The sequence below is a fragment of the Rhodobacter maris genome (assembly GCF_900217815.1).
Lineage (GTDB): Bacteria > Pseudomonadota > Alphaproteobacteria > Rhodobacterales > Rhodobacteraceae > Rhodobacter > Rhodobacter maris.
Genome location: NZ_OBMT01000011.1, coordinates 15,303 through 40,940, shown reverse-complemented (window position 1 = coordinate 40,940; position 25,638 = coordinate 15,303). Strand labels below are relative to the sequence as shown.

18 protein-coding genes are annotated in these 25,638 nt (G+C 65.8%); 6 read left to right on the top strand and 12 right to left on the bottom strand.

Going from position 1 to position 25,638, the window contains the following annotated elements; genetic code table 11:
* Positions 1-14 precede the first annotated feature (14 nt).
* Entirely contained in the window at positions 15-932 is a 918-nt protein-coding gene (locus tag CRO22_RS13700) for an AEC family transporter (RefSeq protein WP_097070730.1), read from the top strand.
* Positions 929-1,546 carry an HAD family hydrolase gene (locus CRO22_RS13695; protein WP_097070729.1) on the top strand — a complete coding sequence of 206 codons (618 nt, stop codon included), beginning with the start codon at positions 929-931 and terminating at the stop codon, positions 1,544-1,546. Before CRO22_RS13700 ends, CRO22_RS13695 begins: the two co-directional genes overlap by 4 nt.
* Positions 1,547-1,567: 21 nt before the next feature.
* Here CRO22_RS13695 and dxs read toward each other — a convergent pair whose 3' ends face one another.
* From dxs to CRO22_RS13655, 8 genes are all read right to left on the bottom strand, one after another.
* On the bottom strand, positions 1,568-3,478 hold the full coding sequence (dxs, locus tag CRO22_RS13690; RefSeq protein ID WP_097070728.1) for a 1-deoxy-D-xylulose-5-phosphate synthase: 1,911 nt from the start codon (positions 3,476-3,478) through the stop codon (positions 1,568-1,570).
* A 7-nt stretch (positions 3,479-3,485) separates the two neighbouring features.
* Positions 3,486-4,304: a polyprenyl synthetase family protein gene (locus CRO22_RS13685; protein WP_245860984.1), complete on the bottom strand. Its 819-nt coding sequence runs from the start codon at positions 4,302-4,304 to the stop codon at positions 3,486-3,488.
* Between the two features lie 47 nt (positions 4,305-4,351).
* Complete coding sequence (locus CRO22_RS13680; protein WP_097070726.1) at positions 4,352-4,594, bottom strand: exodeoxyribonuclease VII small subunit; 243 nt, start codon at positions 4,592-4,594, stop codon at positions 4,352-4,354.
* A 345-nt stretch (positions 4,595-4,939) separates the two neighbouring features.
* Positions 4,940-5,560, bottom strand: coding sequence for a queuosine precursor transporter (locus tag CRO22_RS13675; RefSeq protein ID WP_097070725.1), 621 nt, complete (start codon positions 5,558-5,560; stop codon positions 4,940-4,942).
* A gap of 93 nt (positions 5,561-5,653) precedes the next feature.
* The gene (locus CRO22_RS13670; RefSeq protein ID WP_176518650.1) at positions 5,654-6,556 is read right to left on the bottom strand and encodes an esterase-like activity of phytase family protein; all 903 of its coding nucleotides are present in this window, start codon (positions 6,554-6,556) and stop codon (positions 5,654-5,656) included.
* A complete protein-coding gene (mepA, locus tag CRO22_RS13665; protein WP_097070724.1) occupies positions 6,529-7,431 on the bottom strand; it encodes a penicillin-insensitive murein endopeptidase in 903 nt (300 codons plus the stop codon). Before mepA ends, CRO22_RS13670 begins: the two co-directional genes overlap by 28 nt.
* Before the next feature lie 16 nt (positions 7,432-7,447).
* Positions 7,448-8,794 (bottom strand): MFS transporter, encoded by a 1,347-nt coding sequence (locus CRO22_RS13660; protein WP_097070723.1) that lies wholly within the window; start codon positions 8,792-8,794, stop codon positions 7,448-7,450.
* A gap of 94 nt (positions 8,795-8,888) precedes the next feature.
* A complete protein-coding gene (locus CRO22_RS13655) occupies positions 8,889-9,425 on the bottom strand; it encodes an acyl-CoA thioesterase (protein ID WP_097070722.1) in 537 nt (178 codons plus the stop codon).
* A gap of 140 nt (positions 9,426-9,565) precedes the next feature.
* On the opposite strand from CRO22_RS13655, the gene CRO22_RS13650 reads away from it, so the two are divergent.
* Positions 9,566-9,853, top strand: a complete 288-nt coding sequence (locus CRO22_RS13650) for a YggT family protein (protein WP_097070721.1) — start codon at positions 9,566-9,568, stop codon at positions 9,851-9,853.
* Positions 9,854-11,920, top strand: coding sequence for a DNA helicase RecQ (gene recQ / locus CRO22_RS13645; protein ID WP_097070720.1), 2,067 nt, complete (start codon positions 9,854-9,856; stop codon positions 11,918-11,920).
* Here recQ and CRO22_RS13640 read toward each other — a convergent pair whose 3' ends face one another.
* Complete coding sequence (locus tag CRO22_RS13640) at positions 11,921-14,143, bottom strand: response regulator (protein WP_097070719.1); 2,223 nt, start codon at positions 14,141-14,143, stop codon at positions 11,921-11,923.
* Positions 14,144-14,282: 139 nt separating this feature from the next.
* On the opposite strand from CRO22_RS13640, the gene CRO22_RS13635 reads away from it, so the two are divergent.
* Together CRO22_RS13635 and pbpC are read left to right on the top strand one after the other, a co-directional pair.
* Positions 14,283-19,727: an alpha-2-macroglobulin family protein gene (locus tag CRO22_RS13635; RefSeq protein ID WP_097070718.1), complete on the top strand. Its 5,445-nt coding sequence runs from the start codon at positions 14,283-14,285 to the stop codon at positions 19,725-19,727.
* On the top strand, positions 19,724-21,766 hold the full coding sequence (gene pbpC, locus CRO22_RS13630; RefSeq protein WP_097070717.1) for a penicillin-binding protein 1C: 2,043 nt from the start codon (positions 19,724-19,726) through the stop codon (positions 21,764-21,766). The genes CRO22_RS13635 and pbpC overlap by 4 nt, the downstream gene beginning before the upstream one ends.
* Here the strand turns inward: pbpC and bktB are convergent, their stop codons facing one another.
* The 3 genes from bktB to serA form a co-directional block, all read right to left on the bottom strand.
* The gene (gene bktB, locus CRO22_RS13625) at positions 21,767-22,942 is read right to left on the bottom strand and encodes a beta-ketothiolase BktB (protein WP_097070716.1); all 1,176 of its coding nucleotides are present in this window, start codon (positions 22,940-22,942) and stop codon (positions 21,767-21,769) included.
* Between the two features lie 247 nt (positions 22,943-23,189).
* Positions 23,190-23,948: a metallophosphoesterase family protein gene (locus CRO22_RS13620; RefSeq protein WP_097070715.1), complete on the bottom strand. Its 759-nt coding sequence runs from the start codon at positions 23,946-23,948 to the stop codon at positions 23,190-23,192.
* A gap of 64 nt (positions 23,949-24,012) precedes the next feature.
* On the bottom strand, positions 24,013-25,608 hold the full coding sequence (serA, locus tag CRO22_RS13615) for a phosphoglycerate dehydrogenase (RefSeq protein WP_097070714.1): 1,596 nt from the start codon (positions 25,606-25,608) through the stop codon (positions 24,013-24,015).
* Positions 25,609-25,638 lie beyond the last annotated feature (30 nt).

Genomic DNA, 25,638 nt, shown 5'->3' with positions numbered 1-25,638 from the left:
GCTAGCGCTGAGGCATGTGGGAGATCTTTCTCAAGACGCTGCCCTTCTTCGGGCTGATCGCGCTTGGCTGGGGGGCCGGGCGGGCGCGGTTTTTTCCGCCCGAGGCCACCGCCTGGCTGACGAAATTCGTCTTTTACTTTGCGCTCTCGGCGATGCTGTTTCGCTTCACCGCCACGCTGCCGCTTGAAGAGCTGTTCGACCCGGCCTTTTTCGCCGCCTATCTCGCCGGCTCAATCTTTGTGTGGATCATCGGCTTTGCCGTTGCCAAGGCGCGCGCGCGCCCCTTGGCCGAGGCGGCGATGGAGGCCCATACCGCGATGACCGGCAATACCGGCTTTCTCGGCGTGCCGATGCTTGTGGTGCTTTTGGGGCCCAAGGCCGCGGGGCCGGTGCTGATGGTGCTTGCCGCCGACATGATCGTGTTTTCCACGCTGATCACGCTTCTTGTCACCTATGCGCGCCATGGCCGGGTGGCGCTGGCCCCGCTTGCGCTCGGGCTGGCAAAGAACCCGATGATCGTCTCGATGATCGCCGGTCTCGCCTGGGCGCTGCTGCACCTTCCGATGCCCGGCCCGCTCGACGAATTCATGAAGATCCTCGGCGGGGCCGCCACACCGGGCGCGCTGTTTGCCATTGGCGCCTCGCTCGCGGGCCGCAGCGCGGAAAAGGTTGGCCCGGCGCTCTGGCTTTCGGGCGCCAAACTGTTTCTGCATCCGGCCGCGGTGGCAGTGGCTGCGCTCTTTCTCTTCCCGGTCGAGCCCTTCGCGGCGGGCGTGATGATCGCAGCCGCGGCACTCCCCGTCGCGGGCAATGTCTACATTCTCGCCGCGCATTTTGGGGTGGCCCCACAACGGGTGTCTTCGGCGATCCTGTTCTCGACCGCCGCGAGCATCCTCACCATCCCCGCCGTCATCGCATGGGTGCATACATGACCAAGGCTGTCGTCTTCGACATCGGCAAGGTGCTGATCGAATGGAACCCGGACACGTTTTATGAGGCCCGTCTCGGGGCAGAACGCGCCCGCGCCTTTTTTGCCGAAAGCGGGATCGAGGCGGCGAATGAAGAAATTGACCTTGGCGCGCCGTTTCATGCCCGGATCGCGGCACAGGCCGCGGCCTTCCCGCAATGGGCGGCAGAAATCATGCTCTGGCATGATGAATGGCTCACCATGGCCTCGCCCGGCATCCCCCATTCCGCGCGGCTCCTTGGCGCGCTGAAAGCCCGTGGCGTGCCGGTTTTTGCGCTCTCGAACTTCGGTGCCGAAACCTTCGAGATCGCCTGCGAGGCCTATCCCTACCTCACCACCTTCGACCGGCTCTTTGTCTCGGCGCATCGGCGCATGATGAAGCCCGACCCGCGCTTTTATGCGCTGCTTGAGGAGGAAAGCGGGCTATCGGGCACTGATCTGCTGTTTGCCGATGACCGGCCCGAAAACATCGCTGCGGCATCCGCACGCGGCTGGAAAACGCATCTTTTCACGCAGCCCGAGGGCTGGGCGAAGCGTCTGGTCGCCGAAGGGTTGCTCAGCGCCGAAGAAGCGGCCTGAGGCCGCCCCAAAGCAGGGTCTTCAGGCGCGCTTCGCCACGGCAACGCCAAGCAGTTCGAGTACTTTCGCCTCGATATGTTCGGCGTTCATTTTGGCGCTGGCATACATATCTTCGGGGCTGGCGTGGTCGATGAACGTATCGGGCAGCACCATCGAACGGAACTTGTAGCCCCGGTCGAACACGCCCTGCGCGCTCAGGAACTGCGCGACATGGGAGCCAAAGCCGCCCACCGCACCCTCTTCGATGCAGATCACCGCCTCATGCTCGGCCACGAGCCGCAGGATAAGGTCGGTATCGAGCGGCTTGGCAAAGCGGGCATCCGCCACGGTGGGCGCCATGCCGCGCGCGGCCAGGGCTTCGCGCGCCTTGAGCACCTCGGCCAGACGCGTGCCATAGGAGAGGATCGCGACCCGCGCGCCCTCTGACACGATCCGGCCCTTGCCGATCTCAAGCGGCATGCCGTGCTCGGGCATATCGACGCCCATCCCCTCCCCGCGCGGATAGCGGAAGGCAATCGGCCCTTCGTCATGCGCCGCCGCCGTGGCAACCATATGCACAAGCTCAGCCTCGTCGGCCGCCGCCATCACCACCATGCCCGGCAGATTCGCCATGAAGGCGATGTCATAGCTCCCGGCATGGGTTGCGCCATCGGCGCCCACAAGACCCGCACGGTCGATGGCAAAGCGCACCGGCAGCCGCTGGATCGCCACGTCATGCACGATCTGGTCATAGCCGCGCTGCAAGAAGGTGGAATAGATCGCGCAGAAGGGCTTCATCCCTCCGGCCGCCAGACCCGCCGAGAAGGTCACGCCATGCTGCTCGGCAATGCCCACGTCAAAGCAGCGCCGCGGGAACCGGTCAGCGAAAAGGTTGAGCCCGGTGCCCTCGGGCATCGCCGCGGTCACGGCAACAATCTTCTCGTCACGGCTTGCCTGATCGATCAGCGCCTCGGCAAAAACCTTGGTGTAGCTCGGCGCGTTCGACGGCGCCTTGACCTGCGCGCCGGTGAGCACATCAAAGCGCGCCGTGGCATGGCCGCGGTCGGGGCGGTTTTCGGCGGGGGCATAGCCCTTGCCCTTCTTTGTCACCGCATGGATCAGCACCGGCCCCGTCGCACGCGCCTTGAGCGTGCGGAAGAGCGGCAGAAGCGTCTCGAGGTCATGCCCGTCAACCGGGCCGACATAAGAGAAATTCAGCTCCTCAAACAGCGTGCCGCCCAGCGCCATGCCCTTGAGCATCTCTTTTGCGCGGCGCGCGCCCTCCTGCAACGTTTCGGGCAGCAGGCTCACCGCGCCTTTCGCCATCGCCTTGAGGTCTTGCAAGGGCGCCTCGGCATAAAGCCGGGTGAGATAGCCCGAAAGCGCGCCCACGGGCGGCGCAATCGACATCTCATTGTCGTTGAGCACCACGAACATGCGCTTGCCAAGGTGGCCCGCGTGGTTGAGCGCCTCGAAGGCCATGCCGCCGGTGAGCGCGCCATCGCCGATGATCGCAATCGCATCCCCGCATTCCGAGCCCAGTTCGCGCGCCATGGTGAAGCCCGTCGCCGCCGAGATCGAGGTGGAGCTGTGCCCCGCGCCAAAGGCGTCATAGGGGCTTTCGGAGCGCTTGGTGAAGCCCGAGAGCCCGCCCTTGGTGCGCAGCGTGCGGATCCGCTCCCGCCGCCCGGTGAGGATCTTGTGCGGGTAGCACTGGTGGCCCACATCCCAGATGATCTTGTCACGCGGGCAATCAAAGATGGCATGAAGCGCAACCGTCAGCTCGATCACGCCAAGCCCGGCGCCCAGATGACCGCCGGTCACCGACACCGCCGAGATCGTCTCGGCGCGCAGCTCTTCGGCAAGGCGCTGCAATTCGCGGTCAGAAAGGCCCTTCAGGTCGGAGGGCAGGCGAACACGGTCGAGGACGGGGGTGATTGGCGGCTGGCTCATCGGTCTTTCACTTGTCACGGGCGATCACAAAACGCGCGGCATCGCGCAGGCGTTCGGCGGCAGGCCCATAGGGCTCAAGCGCCGCGACGGCTTCGGCCACAAGCTCGGCGGCGCGCGCCTTGGCGCCCGCGAGGCCGAGATGCGAGACGAAGGTGGCCTTGCCCGCATCGGCATCCTTGCCCAGCCGCTTGCCCGCCGTTTCCTCGCTGCCTTCCACGTCCAGGATGTCGTCCGCAATCTGAAAGGCAAGGCCCAGCGCCTTGGCATAGGCCGCGAGCGGGGCGCGGTCGGCCCCCGCGAGAATGGCGCCCGCCTGCGCGGCAAAAGAAATCAGCGCCCCGGTCTTGCCCGCCTGCAGCTTGATGATGTCGTCGAGCGAAAGCGGCGCGGCGGCTGTTTCGGCGGCGATGTCGAGCGCCTGCCCATAGACCATGCCTGCCGCGCCGGAGCCGACGGCGAGCGCTTTTACCAGCTCGATCCGGTGCGCGGCATCGCCCAGCACCGGATCGGCACAAAGCTCAAACGCGAGGGTCTGGAGCGCATCGCCCACCAGCACAGCGGTGGCTTCGTCCCATTTGCGGTGCACCGTCGGCAGGCCGCGGCGGAGATCGTCATTGTCCATGCAGGGCATGTCGTCATGAACAAGGCTGTAGGCGTGCAGCGCCTCGATGGCGAGCGCGGCAGGCATCGCCTGTGCGTCGGTCAGGCCATGGATCCGCGCGGATTCAAGCACGAGAAAGGCGCGCAACCGCTTGCCGCCCTGCGCCGCATAGGCCATCGCGTCGCGCAGATCGCTTTGCGGGAACGCCGCAATCGCTGCCTGCATCGCGGCCTCGACCGCGTCCTGCACCTCTTTCAGACGTTCCTCGAACATCACAGACCTTCCACCGCTTGCGTGCCCACGGGCTGCCCGCCCTCGCCGAGCATGATCTTTTCGACCCGCTCCTCGGCCTCTTTGAGGAGTTTCGCGCAACGCTCCTTGAGCTTTGCGCCGCGTTCGGAGAGCGCGATCGACTGATCAAGCGCCACCTCGCCACGTTCGAGCTGATTGACCACCTGTTCGAGCGCGGCCATCGCCTGTTCGAACGTCATCTTGGAAATATCGTCATCCGTCATCGGCCCCTCCACGTCCCTCTGGAGTGCCACGCTCCGCCCGGCAATTCCAGCCCCGGAAACGAAAAAGGGGCGCCAAACGCCCCGCCCGGTCGATAAGTCGCAAAAGAAAAGGGCCGCGGGATTTCCCTCGCGACCCCCGAGATCTACGGAGATGGTCCGGTTAGGGTCTGGATCAGATCCTCCGTCCCAGCCAGGGATGAAACCCTTGGGGTTGCCCTCAGGCCTCGGCCCCCCTGACTGTCCCGACACCTCTCTCCAATATCACTCTAGACACTGGACCACCTCCTTTCATGAATGTTGCCGATAAGGAGAGGGTGGCACAGATCTGGTGTATGGCAAGTAAATTTACGCAATCCTTGGCGAGAACCGCCAGATAATTGCCCGAAACGGCGCCAGTGCAATGACCGCAAGCGCGATTTTTACGCACCAATCGGCTACGCCGAGCGAAATCCAGAGCGGCACGGCCGGACCGACGCCCAGAAGCGGCAGGATTTCATTGGCCCAGGTCACGTCATTGCCGGGTTCGAGGAAGGTGAGCTGCGCGGCAAACGCCGTGGTGAAGAAGATCATCGTGTCGAGCGAGGCGCCGACGAGGGTGGAAAAGAGCGGCGCCGTCCACCAGCCGCCTTTCGCGCGCAGCCGGTTGAAGATCGTCACATCGGTCAGTTGCGCGGCGAGGAAGGCGAGCCCGGAGGCGAGCGCAACGCGGAAGCTGACGAGCGGGCCAAATTCGCCCATGATCTGCGAGCCGATGAGCGAGCAGATCACGCCCACGACAAAGCCTGAAACGACCACGAGCCGCGCCGCGCGGGCGCCTTGCAGGCGGTTCGTCAGATCGGTGACGAGGAAGGCGAGCGGATAGGTGAACGCCCCGAGCGTCAGCCACTGGCCATAGAGATATTGCACGAGGATGTTGGAGGCCACGACGATGGCGGCCATGGCAAGAATGCCGGGCAGGTAGCGCATTGGATCACCGTTTTTACATGGTAGCGGAGACATGGTCCGCAGCATGCGGACGGCGCCGCTTACGCCCGGCCCGCCCGCCGGTCAAGAAAAACCTCAATGCGGCAAGCGATACTCGACGATTTCGGTGCTCAGGAAGGTGCTGAAGTTGTCATCGGCAATCATCGTCAGCCGAATCGCTCCGGCAGCGTCCCGCCAGACCGCAATCCCCTCAAGATCGCCATGACGCCCCGGCGGCGTTTCGAGAACCACCTCGCCCGCGCTGATCCGGTCCCCGGAAATATCGAAAACCCGCACCCTCGTGGCGAATCCCGCAAGGCCGCGCAGGTCGCGCTCAAGCAGATAAAACCGACCATCGGGGCCGAAATCGGCACCCACCGGTTTCCACGCGCCGTCGCGCGGAATGCCGAAAGGCTGGCTCCATCTTGCGCCGGAAAAGCGCCACACCGGGCTATCGCTGCGCCCAGCGATCGCATCTTCGGGCAGAGTATAGAGCGCCCCGTCGGGCCCGATCGCGAGCGCTTCCAGTGAGCCGTTCTTCGGCAGGCTCTTGAACCCCATAACCCGCGGCAGCATTCGTTCGGGCGACTCGGGCGTCGCATAGGAGCTGACACGCGCACGCCCCTCGAAAGAGATGTAAAGCCCGCCATCCTCCGCAACCGCGAGCCCCTCGGAATCCCCGATCGCCTTGTTCAGCGGCTTGCCCCGGCCATCGCGCAGCACGGCCATATCTTCCGTGAAAACGGAACTGATGGCGCCCGCGGCATCGCGATTGATCCTTCCGCTCCACACCGTTGCACGATCCGACAGGGTGACGAAACGATTGCCGGTCTCGTCCAGCTCGATCGCCGAAAAACCGCCGAAAGACGGCTCATTCAGGCGCCAGCGATAGCTTTGAAGGAATTCGGCAGCATCGCGCGTCTCCTGTGCATGCGAGACCGATAGTCCGAAGACAAACGGCACGGCAACGATCAGGGCGCGGAAAGAACATTGCGGCATTCAGCAGGCAGATCCGACATCACATAAGTTTTTGCGTTTTTGGGCGGCGGCCCCGGGTTGGCCGGCCGCTTCGGCGGGTGGCGCAATTCTTCAAGATAAGTCGTTACCCACCAGTTAAGGCTCTCGTCGCAACCATCACCGCCCTGAGAGAGCTGCGCCACGGTCGGGCTCTGCGTTTCGCACAGCCGCGCGCCGGGCGGACATTTGAGCCGCACATGAAAATGCGTGTTATGGCCATAAAGCGGGCGGATCTTTTGCAACCAGGCCTTGTCGGCGCGGCTGGCCTGACGGCACATGGCGATCTTGGCGGCGGCCGCGACAAAAATCCGGTCCACCCGCGGGTCGGAAGCGGCAGCCCGCAAAAGTGCCATATGCGCAGGCGTCCAGTTACCGTTGATCCGGGTTTGATCCTCGGTGCGAATCGAGATCGACGAAATGCTCTCACGCTGGGAGCGGCTGAGCCGCAGCGAGCTGGGCGGCAGCATCCAGATATCGGCATCAAGCCCGATCTGATGGCTTGCGTGCCCTCCCGTCATGGGCCCGCCGCGCGGTTGGCTCATGTCGCCGATGTAGAGCCCCTGCCAGCCCGGCAGCGTTGCCGCATAGCGTGAGAGATCTTCGAGGAACTGGACGAGTTGCGGCTGGCCCCAGTTGCGGTTGCGGCTGAGCCGCATGGCCTGCCAGGTGGGCCCGGTTTCGGGCAGGGCCACAAGCCCCGCGGCACAGCCGCGCGCATAAGCCCCGATGGGTTGCGACGGCCCGGCCGAGGGAGCCGCCTTCGCCCCGAAAAGGCTGCGGGCAAGCGGCTCGGCCTGAGTCGCCCCCGCGGCGAGCGCCAGCGCGAGGGCGGCGGTCAGCAGGCGGATCGGGGTCATCGGCGCTCCTCCCGGCTCAGGGGGTCGTTGCGGGCGTCTCGCCCTCGGTCTTCACGAAGGCTAGCAGGATCAGCCCCAGAACGAAAAGCACGATGATGGGAGTGATGCCGATCGACTGGTTGCCGCTGAGCCCGGTCACAAGCCCGATCGAGAGCGGCGCGATGAAGGCCGTGGCCTTGCCGGTGAGCGCATAAAGTCCGAAACATTCGGTCATCTTCTCCGGGTCGGACTGACGCACCATCATCGTGCGCGAGGCCGATTGCAGCGCCCCGCCGCCCGCGCCGATGAGCCCGCCAAGCATATAGAAGGCGATATCAGGCAGCGTGCTGTCCGGTGCGACAGCGACGCCGAAGACGCTGCTGCGCGAGATGAAGACAACCCCGATCGTCACCGCCGTCAGCACCACGAGGTTGAACACGATCACTGCCTTCGGGCCGAAGCGGTCGTCCGCCTTGCCGCCGAGCCAGGCAAAGGTGGCGCCGGTGATCGTGCCCAGAATGCCGAACAGCCCGATTTGCGTGATCGACCATTCGAGCACGCCCGCCGCATAGATGCCGCCGAAGGTGAAGATGCCGTTGAGCGCGTCGCGGTAGAACATCGAGGAGATCAGATAGGCGAAAAGGCTCGGCTTCTTTGGCAGTTCCGAGAGTGTCTGACGCAGCTCCGGCCAGGCGGCGCGGGTGGCCGCGCCGATCGGCACGGCGCCCGCATGGCGCGGCTCGCGCACCCACAGGAAAAACGGGATCATGAACACCGCATACCAGACCGCGGTGAGCGGGCCGACGATGCGGGTATCTTCGCGGCTCTTCACATCGAGCCCGAACACCGGATCGAGCCCGATCAGGGTTTTGCCGGTGTCGGGGTTGGCCTGCAAAAGCGTGAGCATGATGATCAGCGCGATCATGCCGCCCAGATAGCCAAAGGCCCAGCCCGAGCCCGAGACCTTGCCGAGGTTCTCGCGCCCGGCAAGATCAGGCAGCATCGCATTGGTGAAGGAGGTGGCGAATTCCATGCCGATCATGCCGATGGCGAAGGAGACCATCACCAGCATCAAGCTGAAATTCCCGGGCTCGGCGAACCACAGCCCCCAGGCGCCCAGCACATACATGAGCGAGAAGAGCCAGACGAACGGCATCCGCCGCCCGGTCTTGTCCGCGATGGCACCGAGGAAGGGCGAGGCGAGAGCGATGATCAGCCCCGCCGCGCCGATGCCATAGCCCCAGACCTCCTGCGCGGTGGTGCCATCGCCCAGAAGCACCTTCATGAAAGGGGCAAAGATGAAGGTGATGAGAAGGGTGTTGTAGGGCTGGCTCGCCCAGTCGAAAAACCACCAGCCCCAGATGCGCCGTCTTTGCGTGATCATGCCGCCCCCCTGACCCGTTTCCCCGGATCAAGCCCGAAACCGGGGCAGCGCGCAAGATTTACCTCAGCGGTGCGATTTGCGTGGGGGCACGTGCTCAGGCGGCGGGCATTTCGGGCGGCCAGGGGCGCTCGTGATCCGCCGCGATCCAGGCCTGAACCCAAGCGGGCAGCGCCGGGCTCTCGCCCCTGTGCCCCATCGCCTCCACAGCCTTTTGCGGCGCCACGATGCCCGCTTTCGAGGTGATCGCGCCGCGAATGAGGATGTGGTTGCAGCACTCCCCCTTCCGCCACATCGACTGCTCCATATAAACGAAGCGCTGATCCCAGCCGATACAGCGGGTGCGCATTTCGAAGCGCTGGAACATGGTGATGCGCTTGCGGTAGCGCGTCGTGTTGCCCGCCACCACGATGCCCCAGCGGTTTTTCATCAGCGTGGCGGTGAGCCCCGTCTCGGCGGCGAGCGCGATCCGGCCCAGATCGAACAAGGTGATGATTCGGCCATTGTTGAGGTCTTTCCAGGGATCGATGTCCCAGGGCCAGGCGCGATGCCAGGTCGAGATCGGTTCCAGAATATCGCGGCGCTTGCCGCGCGATGCGACAATCGCCTTCACCATGCGGATGATCGGATACATCGGCCCCTCCCCTGCTTTTCTCGTCCTGCCGCAGCGCAGCGATGCGGTCAACATTACCGTTGCGGAAAATGCGCCCTTCACGGCGGTTGCAAGCGGGGCGCGGCTCGCTTACCTGTCTCGAAACCTTGCGGAGGTATCCGATGCTCTCTTCCTTCCTGCCTTACGGGGTTCTCGTGGCCCTGCATCTCGTGTTCCAGATCCTGTGGTTCGTGATCCTTGCCCATGTCATCATGAGCTGGCTGATCGGCTTCAATGTGCTCAACATGCGCCAGCCGCTTGTCTACAAGCTCTGGGATCTGCTCTCGCGTGCGCTGGAGCCGTTTTATGGCCCGATCCGCCGGATCCTGCCGCCGATGCAGGGGATCGACCTGACGCCGATGATCGTGATCATCGCGATGATCTTCATCCAGCGGCTTCTGGGCATCTGAATGCCCGCAGAGCCGGCCCCCACGCCCGAGGCATTGCTTGCCTCGGTGTTCGGATTCCATGCCTTTCGACCGGGGCAGGAAGAGATCGTGCGGGCGGTTCTGGCGGGGCGCGACACGCTCGCCATCATGCCCACGGGCGGCGGCAAGTCGCTCTGCTTCCAGTTACCCGCGCTTTGCCTCGATGGCCTGACCGTGGTGATCTCGCCGCTGATTGCGCTGATGCGCGATCAGGTGCGCTCGCTGAGGGAGGCCGGAGTGGCGGCAGGGGCGCTCACCTCGGGCAATACCGAGGAAGAAACCGAGGCCGTGTTCGAGGCGATTGACGCGGGCACGCTCAAGCTTCTCTACATCGCGCCCGAACGGCTTGCCGGGGGCGGCACCACCACGCTGCTGCGCCGCGCGAAAACGCGGCTCATCGCGGTGGACGAGGCGCATTGCGTGAGCCAGTGGGGCCATGATTTCCGCCCCGATTACCTGCGCATCGGAGATCTCAAGCGCGCGCTCGGCGTGCCCTTGGCCGCGTTTACCGCCACCGCCGATGAGGAAACCCGCGCCGAGATCGTGACGCGCCTGTTCGAGGGCCGCGCCCCCGCCACCTTTCTGCGCGGGTTTGACCGGCCCAATATCGCGCTCGCCTTCGAGCCCAAGGACCAGCCGCGCAAGCAGATCCTCGATTTCGCCGCGGCACGGCGCGGGCAATCGGGCATCGTCTATTGCGCCTCGCGCGCAAAGACCGAGCAACTGGCGGGGGCGTTGCGCGAGACGGGCCACCCTGCCTGCCATTATCACGGCGGCATGGAGGCGGAGGAACGTCGCAGCGTCGAGGCACGGTTCCAGCGCGAAGACGGGCTGATTGTCACCGCCACGGTTGCCTTCGGGATGGGGATCGACAAGCCCGATATCCGCTGGGTCGCCCATGCCGATCTGCCAAAGTCGATCGAGAGCTATTATCAGGAGATCGGCCGCGCGGGCCGCGATGGAGCCCCTGCCGAGACGCTCACCCTTTACGGCGCCGATGACATCCGCTTTCGCCGCCAGCAGATCGACGAGGGGATCGCCCCCGATGAACGCAAGGCCGCCGATCATGGGCGGCTCAATGCGCTTTTGGGGCTGGCCGAAGCCACGGGCTGCCGCCGCCAGCGCCTTCTGGCCTATTTCGGCGAAAGCTCGGAGCCCTGCGGCAATTGCGATCTGTGTGAAACACCGCCCGATCTTTTTGACGGCACGGAGGCGGTGCGCAAGGCCCTCTCTGCGGCGCTGCGGACGGAAGAAAGCTATGGCGCGGGTCATCTGATCGAGATCCTGCTCGGGCAAAGCAATGACCGTATTCGCGCCCGCGGCCATGATCGGCTGCCCACCTTTGGCGTGGGGCGCGAGTTCTCGCGCTCCGAATGGCAGGCGATCTTTCGGCAGATGCAGGGGCATGACCTTGTCCGCCCCGATACGGCCCGCCATGGCGCCTTGGTGATGACCGCCCGCGCCCGCCCGATTTTGCGCGGCGAGGAAAGCATCACCCTGCGCCGCGATCTTGTGCGCAAGGGCCGCGCGAAACCGGTGGCCAAGGCGCTTGTCGCCGATGAGGATGCACCGCTTCTTTCTGCGTTGAAAGCGAAACGCCGCGCGCTCGCGGAGGCCGCCGGCCTGCCCGCCTATATGATCTTTCCCGACCGCACCCTGATCGAAATGGCCGAGACCCGCCCCGCCAGCCTCGATGCCTTCGCGCGGGTGAGTGGCGTCGGCGCGAAAAAGCTCGAAAGCTACGGTGCCGCCTTTCTGGAGGTGATCGCCGGGGCGCAGGCCGCCATGCCACCCCATCCTGCGCGCCGCAAGCTCGCGGGCAGCACCGCCGGGCCGCTTTATGACGCGCTCGAAGAGGCACAGCGGGAACTTTCGCGCGGCACGGATGGGCACGACCGCTACTTGAGCTGCACCGCCACCACCTTGCGGCGCATCGCCGAGACAAAGCCCCGCACCCGCGCCGAGCTGGAACGCATCGGCGGCATGGGCGAGGCCAAGATCGAGCGCTTTGGCCCGACCTTTCTGGCGATCATCGCCGCGGCGGGCTGATCAGCCCGCCGCCGCTTCGGGCAGCACCGCGCGTGCCTCCTCGGGTTGATGCGCCCGGATCCGCTCGGTGATCGAGGCCTTCTTGAGCGGCTTCGTCAGATAGTGATCAAGCCCCGCCTCGAAAATCGACTCGCTGTCGCCCTCCATCGCATGGGCGGTGAGCGCGCAGATCGGCACGCGCGCGCCGGTGCCGAACTCGGCGGTGCGGATCGCCCGCGTCGCCTCGCGCCCGTCCATCTCCGGCATCGAGATATCCATGAAGATCAGGTCCGGCTTGAAACTTTGCCATTCCTCCACCGCCTCGCGGCCATTGCCGGCAAAGCGCAACTCGATGTCGAGATCCTTCACCATCTTGCCGAAGACGAGCTGGTTCGTGCGGTTGTCCTCCGCGGCGAGCACGCGCATTGCCCGCTTCACCGGTTTGGGGGGCGGTTCGGGTGCGGGTGGGGCAACCGACTCGGGCGCGGGACGCAGTGAGATCTTCTGCAGCATGCGGAACAGATCCGAGCGCAGCACCGGCTTTTCGAGGCAACCAAAGAGCGTTTCTTCACCCTCGGCATCTTCCATCGCGGCACGGTCGGAGGTGAGCAGCAGGACCGGCGTTTCGGTCCCGCGCGCGCGCAGCCGCCGCGACAGCTCGACCCCATCGAGATCGGGCATGTGATGATCCGTCAGCACCACGTCAAAGGTGCCACCATGCTCGACCGCGGAGAGCGCCTCGGCGCCGGTGCGGCAAAGAGTAACCTGCAGGCCATAGGTTTCAAGCTGGCGTTCAAGGATGACCCGGTTCACCAAAAGATCGTCGACCACGAGGGCCGCGCGCAGCGTCACCGGCGGGGTCGGCCCGAGTTGCGTCACCGGCTCGGCGCGCGGCAGCGTAACGATGAAGCCAAAGCAGGATCCCTCGCCGAGATTGCTGTCGACCCAGACCGAACCGCCCATCAGAAGCACCAGTTGCCGGGTGATCGCAAGACCGAGCCCGGTACCCTCGAACCGCCGGTTCGAGGTGCTTTCCACCTGATTGAATTCGCCGAACACATGGTCGATGTTCTCGGGGGAGATGCCGATGCCGGTGTCTTCCACCGTCACATGCACCTCATAGGCATCCGGGCCCCGTTCAAATCCCACGACCCGCGCGAGCACATGGCCGGAATTGGTGAATTTGACCGCATTTCCAAGAAGGTTTGTGAGGATCTGCCGCATCCGCCCCGGATCGGCAAGGAAGCGTGTGGGCAGAAAAAGGTCGTAATCGACAAGAAGCTTCAGCCCCTTGTCCTTGGCGGAGGGCTGCAGCAGCACCATGATCTCGTGCAGGCAGCGCTCGAGGTCGAACACCTCTGGGTAAAGCTTCAGCCGCTCGGCCTCGATCTTCGAATAGTCCAGCACGTCGTTGATGATGGTGAGCAGCGCCTCGCCCGAAGAGCGGATCGTCTCGGCATAGAGTTGCTGTTCCTCCGTCAGGTCGGTCTCGGCCAGAAGCTCGGCCATGCCAACAACGCCGTTCATCGGCGTGCGGATCTCGTGGCTCATATTGGCGAGGAACGCCGATTTTGCGCGGTTTGCCGCCTCGGCCCGATTGCGTGCTTCCTCAAGTTCGCGTTCGCGTTCGATGATATGGGTGATGTCCTGCGACAGGCAGACGAGGTCGCCATCTGCGCCCCAGCGGTCGATCATCTTGATGTGGCGGCCCTCGCGCGTGCGCAAAACCACCGGCTCGATATGTTCGCGCCGGATCCGGGCGATCATGTCATGGTGCCAGTCGAGCGGGTCGCGCCCGGCCATGTCGATCATCTGGTGGCTGGCGACGATCTTGAGGACAGAGTCATAAGTGACCCCGGCCGTAACCGCGATCTCTCCATGAAAGAAGGAGAGATAGGCCTTGTTCGCGACCACGAGTCGCAGATCGCTGTCATAGACGGCGAAACCGTCGCGGATCGTTTCGAGCGCGTCCCAGAGCCGGCGCTGCGCGATCATCGCCACCGATTCCGCGCGCTCCAGATCACACCGCACTTTCGAGTTTTCACCCTTCAGCGAGGCGGCCTCGGTCAGTGCCTGCTGCAGCCCGTGGCGCTGTTGCACGATCTGGTCGGAAAGCGCCCGCGCGTGAAGCGCAAGCTTCTGATTTGCAGAGAAAAGTTCGCGCTTCTTTTGCTCCAGAAGCCGCTCGGCGGCAAGCCGTGCCCGCCGCTCCTGCGCCAATTTTTCCGCCAATGCGGCTTCCATGCCCGACACCTGTCCGAAATCTTTCCGGCACGCTCCCAGATTCCAGTGAATTTGCGGTTAACACGCGCTGGCGCATGCTTCGTCGTTGAACCGCGCACCGAAGGGTGAGAGCATTCGCCCGAACCGATCGGAGGTCGCCATGCATTTGCCCAAAGCCTTCCTGGCACTGTCGTTTTCGTTTCTTACAGCGCTGCCTGTCTTGGCCGAAAGCGCCCTGCTGGTGCCGCCGAAGCGGCTCTCTGTCGCCGAAGGAATGGATCTTGCAGGGCGTGACCTCGCGCAGATCTTCGACACCACGCTGGAAGCTTGCGAGGCGGCCTGCCTGCAAGATCCGGGCTGTGAGGCCATCACCTTCAATGCCCGCAACAATTCCTGCTTTCCGAAGGCCGATGTCAGCGGCATGACCCCCTATCAGGGCGCGTTCTCGGGGGTGGTGCTCATGGCCGCGAAGGGCGCCGAGGCGCGCGCCGAGCGGCGCGCGGCAGAGCTCGGCTTCCTGCGCGCGGGGGCGCTTGCCGAGGCCACCGCTCTGGCCGCCGAGATGGGGCGGCGCCACATGACGAATTTCGTCTCCGAGGCAGAGCTGCAAGGCGCGCTTGCCGCAGCGCGCACGGCGGGCGACACGGTGCGGATGCGGGCGCTGACCGGAGCGCTGATCGTTCTGACCGATGCCGCCGATCTGTGGACCGATTACGCCGCGCAGGGGCGTGAGGAACACAACGCCTCCGCGCTCGCGCGAAGTGCCTCGGCGGCGGTGAACGGCTATCTGCGCGCGACTACGCCCGCCGCGCAGGCGCAGGCGCTGTTCGTGATGGCGCAACTGCTCGAGAAAACGGAGCGCACGCGCGAGATGCTTGGCGCGCTGCGGCTTGCCACGACGCTCTCGCCGCGTGCCGACATCGCCGATGCGTTGAACGATGCGGAGGGCAAATACGGCTTCCGCATCGCGGAGCATACTGTCGAGGCCGATAGCGCGAGCCCGCGCATCTGCGCCCATTTCAACGAAGATCTGGCGAAAAGCGGGGTTGATTATACCAGCTTCGTGCAATTGCCAGCGCCCGGTCTCACCGTCGAGGCGGAAGGTAACCAGATCTGCATCGGCGGGCTCACCCATGGCGCGCGCTATGCGCTGACTTTCCGCAAGGGCCTGCCCGATGGCGCGGGCGACACGCTTGCCAAGGACACCAAGATCACCGCCTATGTGCGCGACCGCGCGCCTTCGGTCAGCTTCCCGGGACGGGCCTATATCCTGCCGCGCGGCGCCGACAATGGCGTTCCCGTCGAGAGCGTCAACCTTGAAACGCTCGATCTCAAAATCCTGCGCGTCTCCGATCGCAACCTGATCGAGACGATGCGCAACGGTGATTTCGCCAGCGCGCTCGACAGCTGGAGCCTCGGCTCCCTCGCCGAGACGATGGCGGAGGAGATCTGGCACGGCACCGCGGACGTGAAACGCGAACTGAACCGCGATGTCACAACGCGCCTGCCGGTGCAGGAAGTGACCGGCCCTCTGGGCGCGGGGGTTTATGTGCTGGTGGCCGCGGTCCCCGGCGCCGATGAATGGGAAACGCCCCCCGCCGCCCAATGGGTCGCGATCTCCGATCTCGGCATGACGAGCTTTTCCGGCACGGACGGGCTGACCGTCGCGGTGCGCGGCCTCTCCGATGCGGCGGCCGTGGCGGGCGCCGAGGTGGAGCTTGTTTCGAAGGCCAACCGTGTGATCGCCACGGTGACGACCGATGCCGATGGCCTGGCGCATTTCGATGCGGCTCTGGCGGCCGGGGCGGGCAATGCCGCGCCGGGCCTCGTCTCGGTGCGGCGCGGCGATGACCTTGCCTTCCTGTCGCTGATGGATTCCGAATTCGACCTTTCCGACCGAGGCGTGGCGGGCCTGCCGCCCGCGCCTGCGATCGACGTGTTCCTCACCACCGACCGCGGCGCCTACCGTGTCGGCGAGACGGTGCACGCCACCGCTCTCGCCCGCGATGCCAGCGCGAAAGCGCTCCCGGGTCTGCCGCTCACTGCCGTACTGATGCGCCCCGATGGGGTGGAATATTCCCGAATCCTTGCCACAGACGCGGGCGATGGCGGCGAGACCGCAGCGCTGCCGATCGGCGCGCAAGCCCCGCGCGGCACCTGGCGGCTCGATATCTTTGCCGATCCGAAGGCCGCGCCGCTCGCCTCGACCAAGATCCTCGTCGAGGATTTCCTGCCCGAACGGATCGACTTTGAGCTGAGCCTGCCCGCGGGGATTCTCGCCGGCGGCGCGATGCCGCAAATCGGGCTCGATGCGCGCTATCTCTTTGGTGCGCCGGGCGCCGGGCTTGCCATCGAAGGCGATCTGACGATGACGGCGGCGGCGGATCTGCCGGGCTTCGAGGGCTATCGCTTCGGCCGCCATGATGAGACCACAGGCACGACATGGGGCACGATCGACTCCGCCGAAACGGATGACAGCGGCCATGCCGAGATCTGGGCGCAGATCCCCGAGGATGGCTTCGAACAGGGGCGGCCCCTGCAGGCCACCTTCGCGCTGCGGGTGCGCGAAGGCTCGGGGCGGCCGGTGGAACGGTCGATCTCGCGGCTGGTGATGCCGCCCGAACCGGTGGTCGGCCTCAAGCCGCTCTTTGCCGATGACACGCTCCCCGAAGGCGCAGAGGCGCGGTTCGAGATCGTGGCCCTCGATGCGGGCCTTAAGCCGGTGGCAATGCCGCTGCGCTGGGTCGTGAACCGTGTCGAGACGCGCTATCAATGGTATGCGATGGACGGTTACTGGAACTGGGAACCGATGACCCGGCGCACCCGCATCGCCGAGGGCACTGGCACGACGGGCACGCGTGAACCGCTCGCGGTCGTGGCCAAAGTCGACTGGGGCGCCTATGAGATCGTGCTCAAGAATGGCGCGGATCAGGTGGTGGCGAGCTACGGTTTCGACGCGGGTTGGTATGCGCCTGCCGATGTTCTGGCCAGCCCCGACCGGCTTCAGCTCTCGCTCGACAAGCCCGCCTATGCTGCGGGCGACACGGCGCAACTGCGCGTTGTCGCGCCTACCAAGGGCGTGGCGCTCGTCTCGGTGCTCTCGAACCGGCTGATCGCGCTCAAGGCGGTCGATGTGGCGGCGGGCGAAAACCGCATTGCGCTGCCGGTCACCGAGGAGTGGGGCGCGGGCGCCTATGTCACCGCCTCGGTGTTGCGTCCGCTGGCCGATGCCGCGCCCGACCGCGCGCCCAACCGCGCGCTGGGGCTTGCCTATGCCAAGGTCGATCCCGGCGCGCATGCGCTTCTCGCCCGTTTTGACGTGCCCGCTGCCTCCGACCCGCGCGCGGCCCTGCCGGTGGCGCTCAAGGTCGATGGCGTCGCACCCGGCGAGACGGTGCATGCCACGATTGCCGCGGTCGATCTCGGCATCCTGAACCTCACCGCCTTTCAGGCGCCCGATCCGCAGGCGCATTACTTTGGTCAGCGCCGGCTCGGCGTGGGCCTGCGCGACATCTACGGCCGGCTGATCGACGGGCGCGCGGGCGAGGCGGGGGTGATCCGCTCGGGCGGCGATGGCGCGCCGCAGATGTCGATGCAGGCGCCGCCGCCCACCGAAGAGCTCGTCGCGTATTTCTCCGGCGCGCTGACGGCGGATGAGAACGGCGTGATCCACACGCGCTTCGACATGCCCGCCTTCAACGGCACGGTGCGGCTCTCCGCGGTGGTCTGGTCAAAAACCGGGGTCGGGCAGGCGAGCGCCGATGTGCTGGTGCGCGACCCGGTGGTGGTGACAGCCTCGCTGCCGCGCTTCCTCGCACCGGGAGACAGCTCGCGGCTGCTTCTGGAAATCGTGCATGCCACCGGGCCCTCGGGCCGGATGGGGCTCGATGTCACCTCGGCGGGGCTGACGCTTGGCGCGACACCATCGGGGGTCGATCTCGCCGATCTCGGCAAGGCCGAAGTCTCTGTCCCCTTTACCGCGCCGCTGGCGGAAGGGGGGCAGGAGGTGCGGGTGGCGCTGACCACGCCCGACGGGCGGCTGCTTGAGAAAACGCTGAAAGTGGCGGTGGAGAACCTGAGCCCCGAAGTGGCGCGGCAATCGCGCTTCGATCTGGCAGCAGGCGACACATTCACGTTCGACGCCAATGTCTTTGCGGGCTTCCTGCCGGGCTCGGCCAGTGCCACGCTGGCGGCCGGGCCGCTCGCGCAATTCGATACACCCGCCCTTCTTGCCGCGCTCGACCGCTATCCCTATGGCTGCACCGAGCAGATCACCTCGAAAGCGATGCCGCTCCTCTACCTCAGTTCGGTGGCCGAGACGATGGGCCTCGCCTCCCCCGCCGATCTGGGGAACCGGATCGACACCGCGATCCGCAAGGTGCTGACGAACCAGGATGCGAGCGGCGCATTTGGGCTCTGGCAACCTGAATCGGGCGACGGCTGGCTCGATGCCTATGTCACCGATTTCCTCAGCCGGGCGCGCAAGGAGGGCTATCAGGTGCCCGATGCCGCTTTCCGCAACGCGCTCGACAACCTGCGCAATCAGGTGAATTACGCGCCCGATTTCGACACGACATCGAATGGCGGCGGCAAGGTTCTTGCCTATCAGCTGATGGTGCTGGCGCGCGAAGGCGCCGCGGCGGTGGGAGATCTGCGCTATTATGCCGATGTGAAGGGCGACGATTTCGCCACGCCTCTCGCTGCGGCACAGCTTGGAGCGGCGCTCGCCTCCTATGGAGACCAGACCCGGGCCGATGCGATGTTTGCCCGTGCCGCGCGGCTGATCCGCGAGGCGACGACCGAAAAACCGCTCTGGCGCGACGATTACGGTACGACCCTGCGCGACAGCGCCGCCGTGCTTGCGCTGGCCTCCGAGGCGGGCTCGCAGGCGGTGAACATGGAGACGGTCGGCGCCTCGGTGACGGGCCGTCTTGGTCAGGTGCCGCTCTCGACGCAGGAGGCAAGCTGGACGCTTCTGGCCGCCCATGCGCTGATCGACCGGCCCGGGATGGAAGGGCTGACGGTGGATGGCGCGCCAGTGACCGGCCCGCTTGTGAAGGTGATCGACGCCGAGACGGCCGGGCGCGCGCTCGTGATCGGCAATTCCGGCGCGAAGCCCGCCACGCTGACGCTCACCACGGTCGGTGTGCCCGAGGTGGCGGAGCCCGCAGGCGGCAAGGGCTGGGCCATCAACCGGCGCTATTACACGCTTGAGGGCAAGCCGGTGGACGTGGCGCAGGTGGCACAGGGCACGCGCCTTGTGACCGTGCTCGAGGTGACGCCGCAGGGGCGTCAGGAAGGGCGGCTGATGGTCTCCGACCCGCTGCCCGCGGGCTTCGAGATCGACAACCCGAACCTGATCCGCGGCGGAGATGTGGCGGCGCTCGACTGGCTTGACGTGCTCGACGAACCGCGGATGACCGAATTCCGGCAGGAGGAATTCCGCGCCGCGGTCGACTGGCAATCGAAAGAGGCCTTCCGCCTTGCCTATATCGTGCGCGCGGTCAGCCCCGGGAAATTCGCGCATCCCGCCGCCTCGGTAGAAGATATGTATCGCCCGGCATTGCGCGCCCATGGTGCCAGCGGGACGGTCGAGATCGAGTGAGACCGCGGCTTTTATTCGCCGCCGCGCTCGGCCTCGCGCTGGCGGCGGGCGCGCGCGACGGCTTTGACAGTTGGGTGGCGGCCACCGAACTGCCGCCCCTCACCGTGCCGGTCGGCAGCGAGGTTCTGGCGCGCGACGGCACGCTTTTGCGCGCCTTCCCGGTGGCTGACGGGCGCTGGCGGCTGGCCCCCGGGCCCGTCGACGCGGCTTATCTGCAAGCGCTGATCGCCTTCGAGGATGGCCGGTACCGGCAGCACGCCGGGGTCGATCCGCTGGCCGTGCTGCGGGCCGCGGGGCAGATGCTCTGGCATCGCCACATCGTCTCTGGGGCCTCGACGCTGAGCATGCAGGTGGCGCGGCTTCTGGAAGACGGCCCGACCGGCACGCTTCCGGGTAAGGCGCGACAGGCGCGACTGGCGCTGGCGCTCGAGCGAAAACTGACGAAGGATCAGATCCTTGATCTTTACCTGCGCCTCGCGCCCTTCGGCGGCAATCTGGAGGGGGTGCGGGCGGCGGCGCTCGCTTATTTCGGCAAGGAGCCGCGCCGGCTCACGCCCGCCGAGGCGGCGCTCCTGATCGCGCTGCCGCAATCTCCCGAACGGCGTCGGCCGGACCGCAACCCGAAGGAGGCAAAAGCGGCGCGCGACCGGGTGCTGGACCGCCTCATGCGGGCGGGCATTCTGCAGGCCGATACCGTCGCCGCCGCAAAAGCCGAACCGATTCCGACCCGGCGGCGAGACTTCCCCGCGCTGGCGCCACATCTGACCGAGCGGCTGTTTGCGAGCACGCCCCCGGGCACACGGATCGAGACGGTGATCGACCCGCGCCTGCAACGCGCCGCGGAAACGCTTGCCCGCCGCGCGATCGCGGGGCAAGGCGGGCAGGTTTCGGTGGCGATGGTGCTGGCCGACCACCAGAGCGGAGAGATCCTCGCCGAGGTCGGTGGCGCGGAATGGACCGATACACACCGCGCAGGCTTCCTCGACCTGACGCAGGCGCCGCGCTCCCCCGGCTCGACGCTCAAACCCTTCGTCTATGCACTGGCGTTCGACGATGGCCTCGCCCATCCCGAAACCCTGATCGAGGATCGCCCCGTCGCTTTCGGCCCCTGGCGACCACAGAATTTCGACCGCAGCTTTCGCGGCACGGTAACGGTGCGGCGGGCGCTCACGCTCTCGCTCAACATCCCCGTCGTCAGCCTGACCGAGGCCTTGGGGCCCGAACGGCTGCTTTCGACGCTGCGGCGCGCAGGCGCAAAACCAATCTTGCCCTCAAATGCCCCGCCGGGCCTTGCGGTGAGCCTTGGCGGGCTCGGCATCAGCCTCGAAGATCTGGTGCAGGCCTATGCCGGGCTCGCACGGCTTGGCCGCCCGGTTACGCTTTCGGCGGAGGCGGGGAAGGCCGGTCCAGCCAGCGGGCAGCTCTTTGGTGCCGTTGCGGCCTGGCAGGTGGGGGATATCCTCGTGCATATCCCGCCACCGCCCGGGGCCGCACCGAACCGCATCGCCTACAAGACCGGCACCTCCTATGGCCACCGCGACGCGCTCGCCCTGGGCTATGACGGGCGGCATGTGGCGGGCGTCTGGATGGGCCGGGCCGATGGCACGCCGGTACCCGGCGCCTTTGGCGGGGAACTGGCCGCGCCGGTGCTCTTCGAACTCTTCGACCGGATCGGGGCGGACCGCGTGCCCCTCCCCGCGCCACCGCCCGCCACGCTGATCCTGCCCAATGCGCGCCTGCCGCAGCCGTTGCAACGCTTCCGCCCGCGCGATGCCGCCTTTGCCGATACCGTCATCGGTGCGCCCGAAGTTACCTTTCCGCCCGAGGGCGCCGAAATCGAGACCGCGGGCGAAGGGCTGGTGGTGAAGCTGCGCAGTGGTGCACCGCCTTTCACCTGGCTTGCGAACGGGGTGCCGGTTCTTTTTGGCACTTCGAGTCGCGAGACAGTTCTGAACCTCACCGGCCCCGGCTATGTAACCCTGACCGTGCTCGATGCGCGAGGGCGCGCGGCGCACCGCCGGGTGGTGCTGCGGCCCTGATCAGAGCCGTTCGAGCGCGAGTGCGATCCCCTGTCCGCCGCCGATGCACATGGTGACAAGGCCGCGCTTTTCGCCGGTCCGCTGCATCCGGTGCAGGATCTTCACCGTCAGGATCGCCCCCGTTGCCCCAACCGGATGCCCCAGCGCAATCGCGCCACCATCGGGGTTTACTTTCGCCGGATCGAGACCAAGGTCTTGGCTGACCGCAAGGGCCTGCGCGGCAAAGGCCTCGTTGCTCTCGATCACGTCGAAATCCGAGATCTTCAAGCCGGTCTTTTCACAAAGCTTGCGCACCGCCGGGATCGGCCCGAGCCCCATCACCTCCGGGCGCACCCCGGCCACCGCCCAGCCGAGGATCCGCGCCAGAGGCTTCACCCCGGTCGCAATCGCCGCCGCCTCCCGCGCGAGAATGAGCGCCGCGGCGCCATCGTTGATGCCGCTCGCATTGCCCGCGGTCACCGTGCCCTCCTTGATGAAGGCAGGCTTCAGCGCGGCGAGCTTCTCGGCCGAAGTCTCCTTCGGATGCTCGTCGGTGTCAAAGATCACGGTGCCCCTGCGCGAGACGCTCTCGACCGGAACGATCTCTTCGGAAAAGGCGCCTGCGGCGAGCGCCGTCGCGGCCCGGGTCTGGCTTTGCAGAGCGAAAGCATCCTGCGCGGCGCGCGTGATGCCATATTCCGCCGCGACGTTTTCTGCCGTCACCCCCATATGTCCGGTGCCGAAGGGGCAGGTGAGCGCGCCCGTCATCATGTCGAGCGCCTTCGTGTCCCCCATCTTCTGGCCGAAACGCGCGGTCTGCAAAATATAGGGCGTGCGGCTCATCACCTCCGCCCCGCCCGCCAGCGCGAAATCGCCCTCGCCGAGCATGAGCGCCTGCGCGGCAGAGACCACGGCCTGCACCCCCGAGCCGCAAAGCCGGTTCACGTTCATCGCGGGCGTGCCCACCGGCACGCCAGCTCCAACAGCCGCCATGCGCCCGAGATAAAGGTCGCGCGGCTCGGTGTTGAGGATGTGGCCGAACACCACCTGCTCGATTTGCTCGGGCGCAACCGCGGCACGTGCCAGCGCCGCTTTCGCGACGATGGTCGCCAGATCGATCGGTGCAAATCCCGCAAGACTGCCGCCGAAGCTGCCAATCGCGGTGCGCGCGCCCGCAAGGATGACGATGCCGGTCATGAGTTCCTCCCCTGAATGCGGGAAGGTTAGCCGCGACATCAGGGCACGAGAAGGCCCCGGCCTGCGCCGTGACGACACGTCATCGCCGAGGACGGCGCCCTCACATCTGCCAGAGCCAGACCATCCGCAGCGGATGAGGATCGGTCGCGGAGCTGATCACCCAGCCCGCCGTCAGTTTCGGTTCCGCATAAATCCGCATTCCGGCCTCCTCAGAGTCGCCCGTTTGCGGCAGGATCGGCGCAAAGGATTAAGAGGTTGTCTCCGCCTGCAATTGCGGCTCCATTTTCTTGCGCCCCTCGGGGGTCAGAAGCCAGGCATCGCGCCCCTCGATCACCGCAGCGGTCACCGGTCCGCCATAGCCCGCGGAACTGTCGAGGTTGAGCCGGTTGCCGTAATGGGTTGGCACATCGAGCGCAGTATGCCCATGCACGATCAGCATGCCGTGATCGCGCGGATCGGTGAGAAACGAAGACCGGATCCACAGCAGATCGTCCTCGCTCTGGTCTTCAAGCGGCACGCCCGGCGCGATCCCCGCATGGACAAAGAGCGCCTCATCGCGGCGATAATAGAGCGGGAGCGCAGCATGCCAGTTGCGATGGGCGAGCGGCACGGCCTCGAGCGCCTCGGCATGCACCTGATTGACCGGGCGGGTGCCGGGCTCGCGCAGCCCGTAACTCTCGAGCGTCTTCGGCCCGCCAAGGCGCGGATGCAGCCAGGTGAGCTCGGCGCGCAACCGCGGATCGCGTGCGAAAGGATCGATGAGAAACGTGGCAAACATCCGGTCATGGTTGCCCTTGATCACGACAATGTTTTCGCCGCGCTTCTGGGCTTCGTAAAGATAGGCGATGACCTGAGCCGATTTCGGCCCCCGGTCGCACAGATCTCCCAGCACGACCACCGGGGTGTCGGCGCTGCCGTCGCGCGCCCGATCTTCGGAAATCAACTCGAAAGCGCGGATCATCAGGTCATATTGGCCGTGAATGTCGCCTATTGCGTAGGTCTGCATGGTCACTCCAATGAAAAAGCCCCCCGCGGTCGCGGAGGGCCTCGATAACTCTCCCTGATCTAGATCAATGGATGCTGAATTCCAAGGGCTTCACTTGCTGGAAAAGGCCCGTGGCTTCAAGTTCGGCCACCACTTCGGCACCAAGCGGCTCGTCAAGATAGGCGATGGCGATGGCCTCGCCGCCCGCCTGCGACCGGCCGAGGGTAAAGTTCGCCACGTTCGCCTTGTGCTTGCCCAGAAGCGTGCCGAGCGTGCCGATGATGCCGGGAACGTCCTTGTTGGTGGTGTAGAGCATATGGTTGCCCACTTCCGCATCGACGGTGATGCCCTTGATCTGGATGAAGCGCGGCTTGCCATCCGAGAAGCAGGTGCCAGCAATCGAGCGCTCGCGCAGGTCGGTCACCACGGTCACCTTGATGTAGCCGTCGAACACGCCCGACTTGTCTTGCGTCGTGGTCGAGATCTGGATGCCGCGTTCTTTCGCGATCACCGGGGCCGAGACCATGTTCACATCCGGGTTGGCGCGGCTCATGATGCCCGCGACCACGGCGCAATCGAGCGCCTTGAGGTTCATCGCCGAGGCGGTGCCGTCATAGGTGATGTTGATCGCCTTGATCGGCTCGTCGGTCATCTGGCCGATGAAGGCGCCGAGGTATTCGGCGAGCTTCACCCAGGGGCCCATGACTTTCGCCTCGTCGGCGGTCATCGAGGGCATGTTGAGCGCGTTTTCGACCGCGCCATCCAGCAGGTAGTTCGCCATCTGCTCGGCCACCTGCAGCGCCACGTTTTCCTGCGCTTCCGAGGTGGAGGCGCCAAGGTGCGGGGTGCAGACCACATTGGGCAGGTTGAAGAGCGGGTTTTCGGTGGCGGGCTCGACAGAGAACACGTCGAAGGCGGCGCCCGCGACATGGCCCGATTTCAGCATCTCGGCCAGCGCTTCCTCATCCACAAGGCCGCCGCGCGCGCAGTTGATGATGCGAACGCCGGGCTTGGTTTTAGCGAGCGCCTCGCGGCTCAGGATGTTGCGGGTGCTGTCGGTCAGCGGCACATGGAGCGTGATGAAATCGGCGCGCTTGAGCAGCTCTTCCAGCTCGACCTTTTCCACGCCCATCTTCTCGGCCTTCTCATCCGAGAGGAAGGGATCATAGGCGATCACTTTCATCTTCAGGCCCTTGGCGCGGTCGCAGACGATCCCGCCGATGTTGCCCGCGCCGATCACGCCAAGGGTCTTGGCGGTCAGCTCAACGCCCATGAACTTCGATTTTTCCCATTTGCCGGCATGGGTCGAGGCGGAGGCCTCGGGGATCTGGCGCGCCACGGCGAACATCATCGCAATCGCATGTTCGGCGGTGGTGATCATGTTGCCGAAAGGCGTGTTCATCACGATCACGCCTTTTTTCGAGGCGGCTTCGCGGTCGACGTTATCAACACCGATCCCGGCGCGGCCAACGACTTTGAGATTGGTCGCCTTTTCGAGCAGCGCGGCGGTCACCTTGGTGGCCGAGCGGATCGCCAGCCCGTCATAATTGCCGATGATCTCGGCGAGCTTGTCCTTGTCCTTGCCGAGTTTCGGCTGGAAGTCGACGTCGATGCCGCGATCACGGAAAATCTGCACGGCGGCGTCAGAGAGTTCGTCGGAGATGAGAACCTTGGGGGCCATTTCTGGGGCTCCTGAAATTTCGAGATTGTG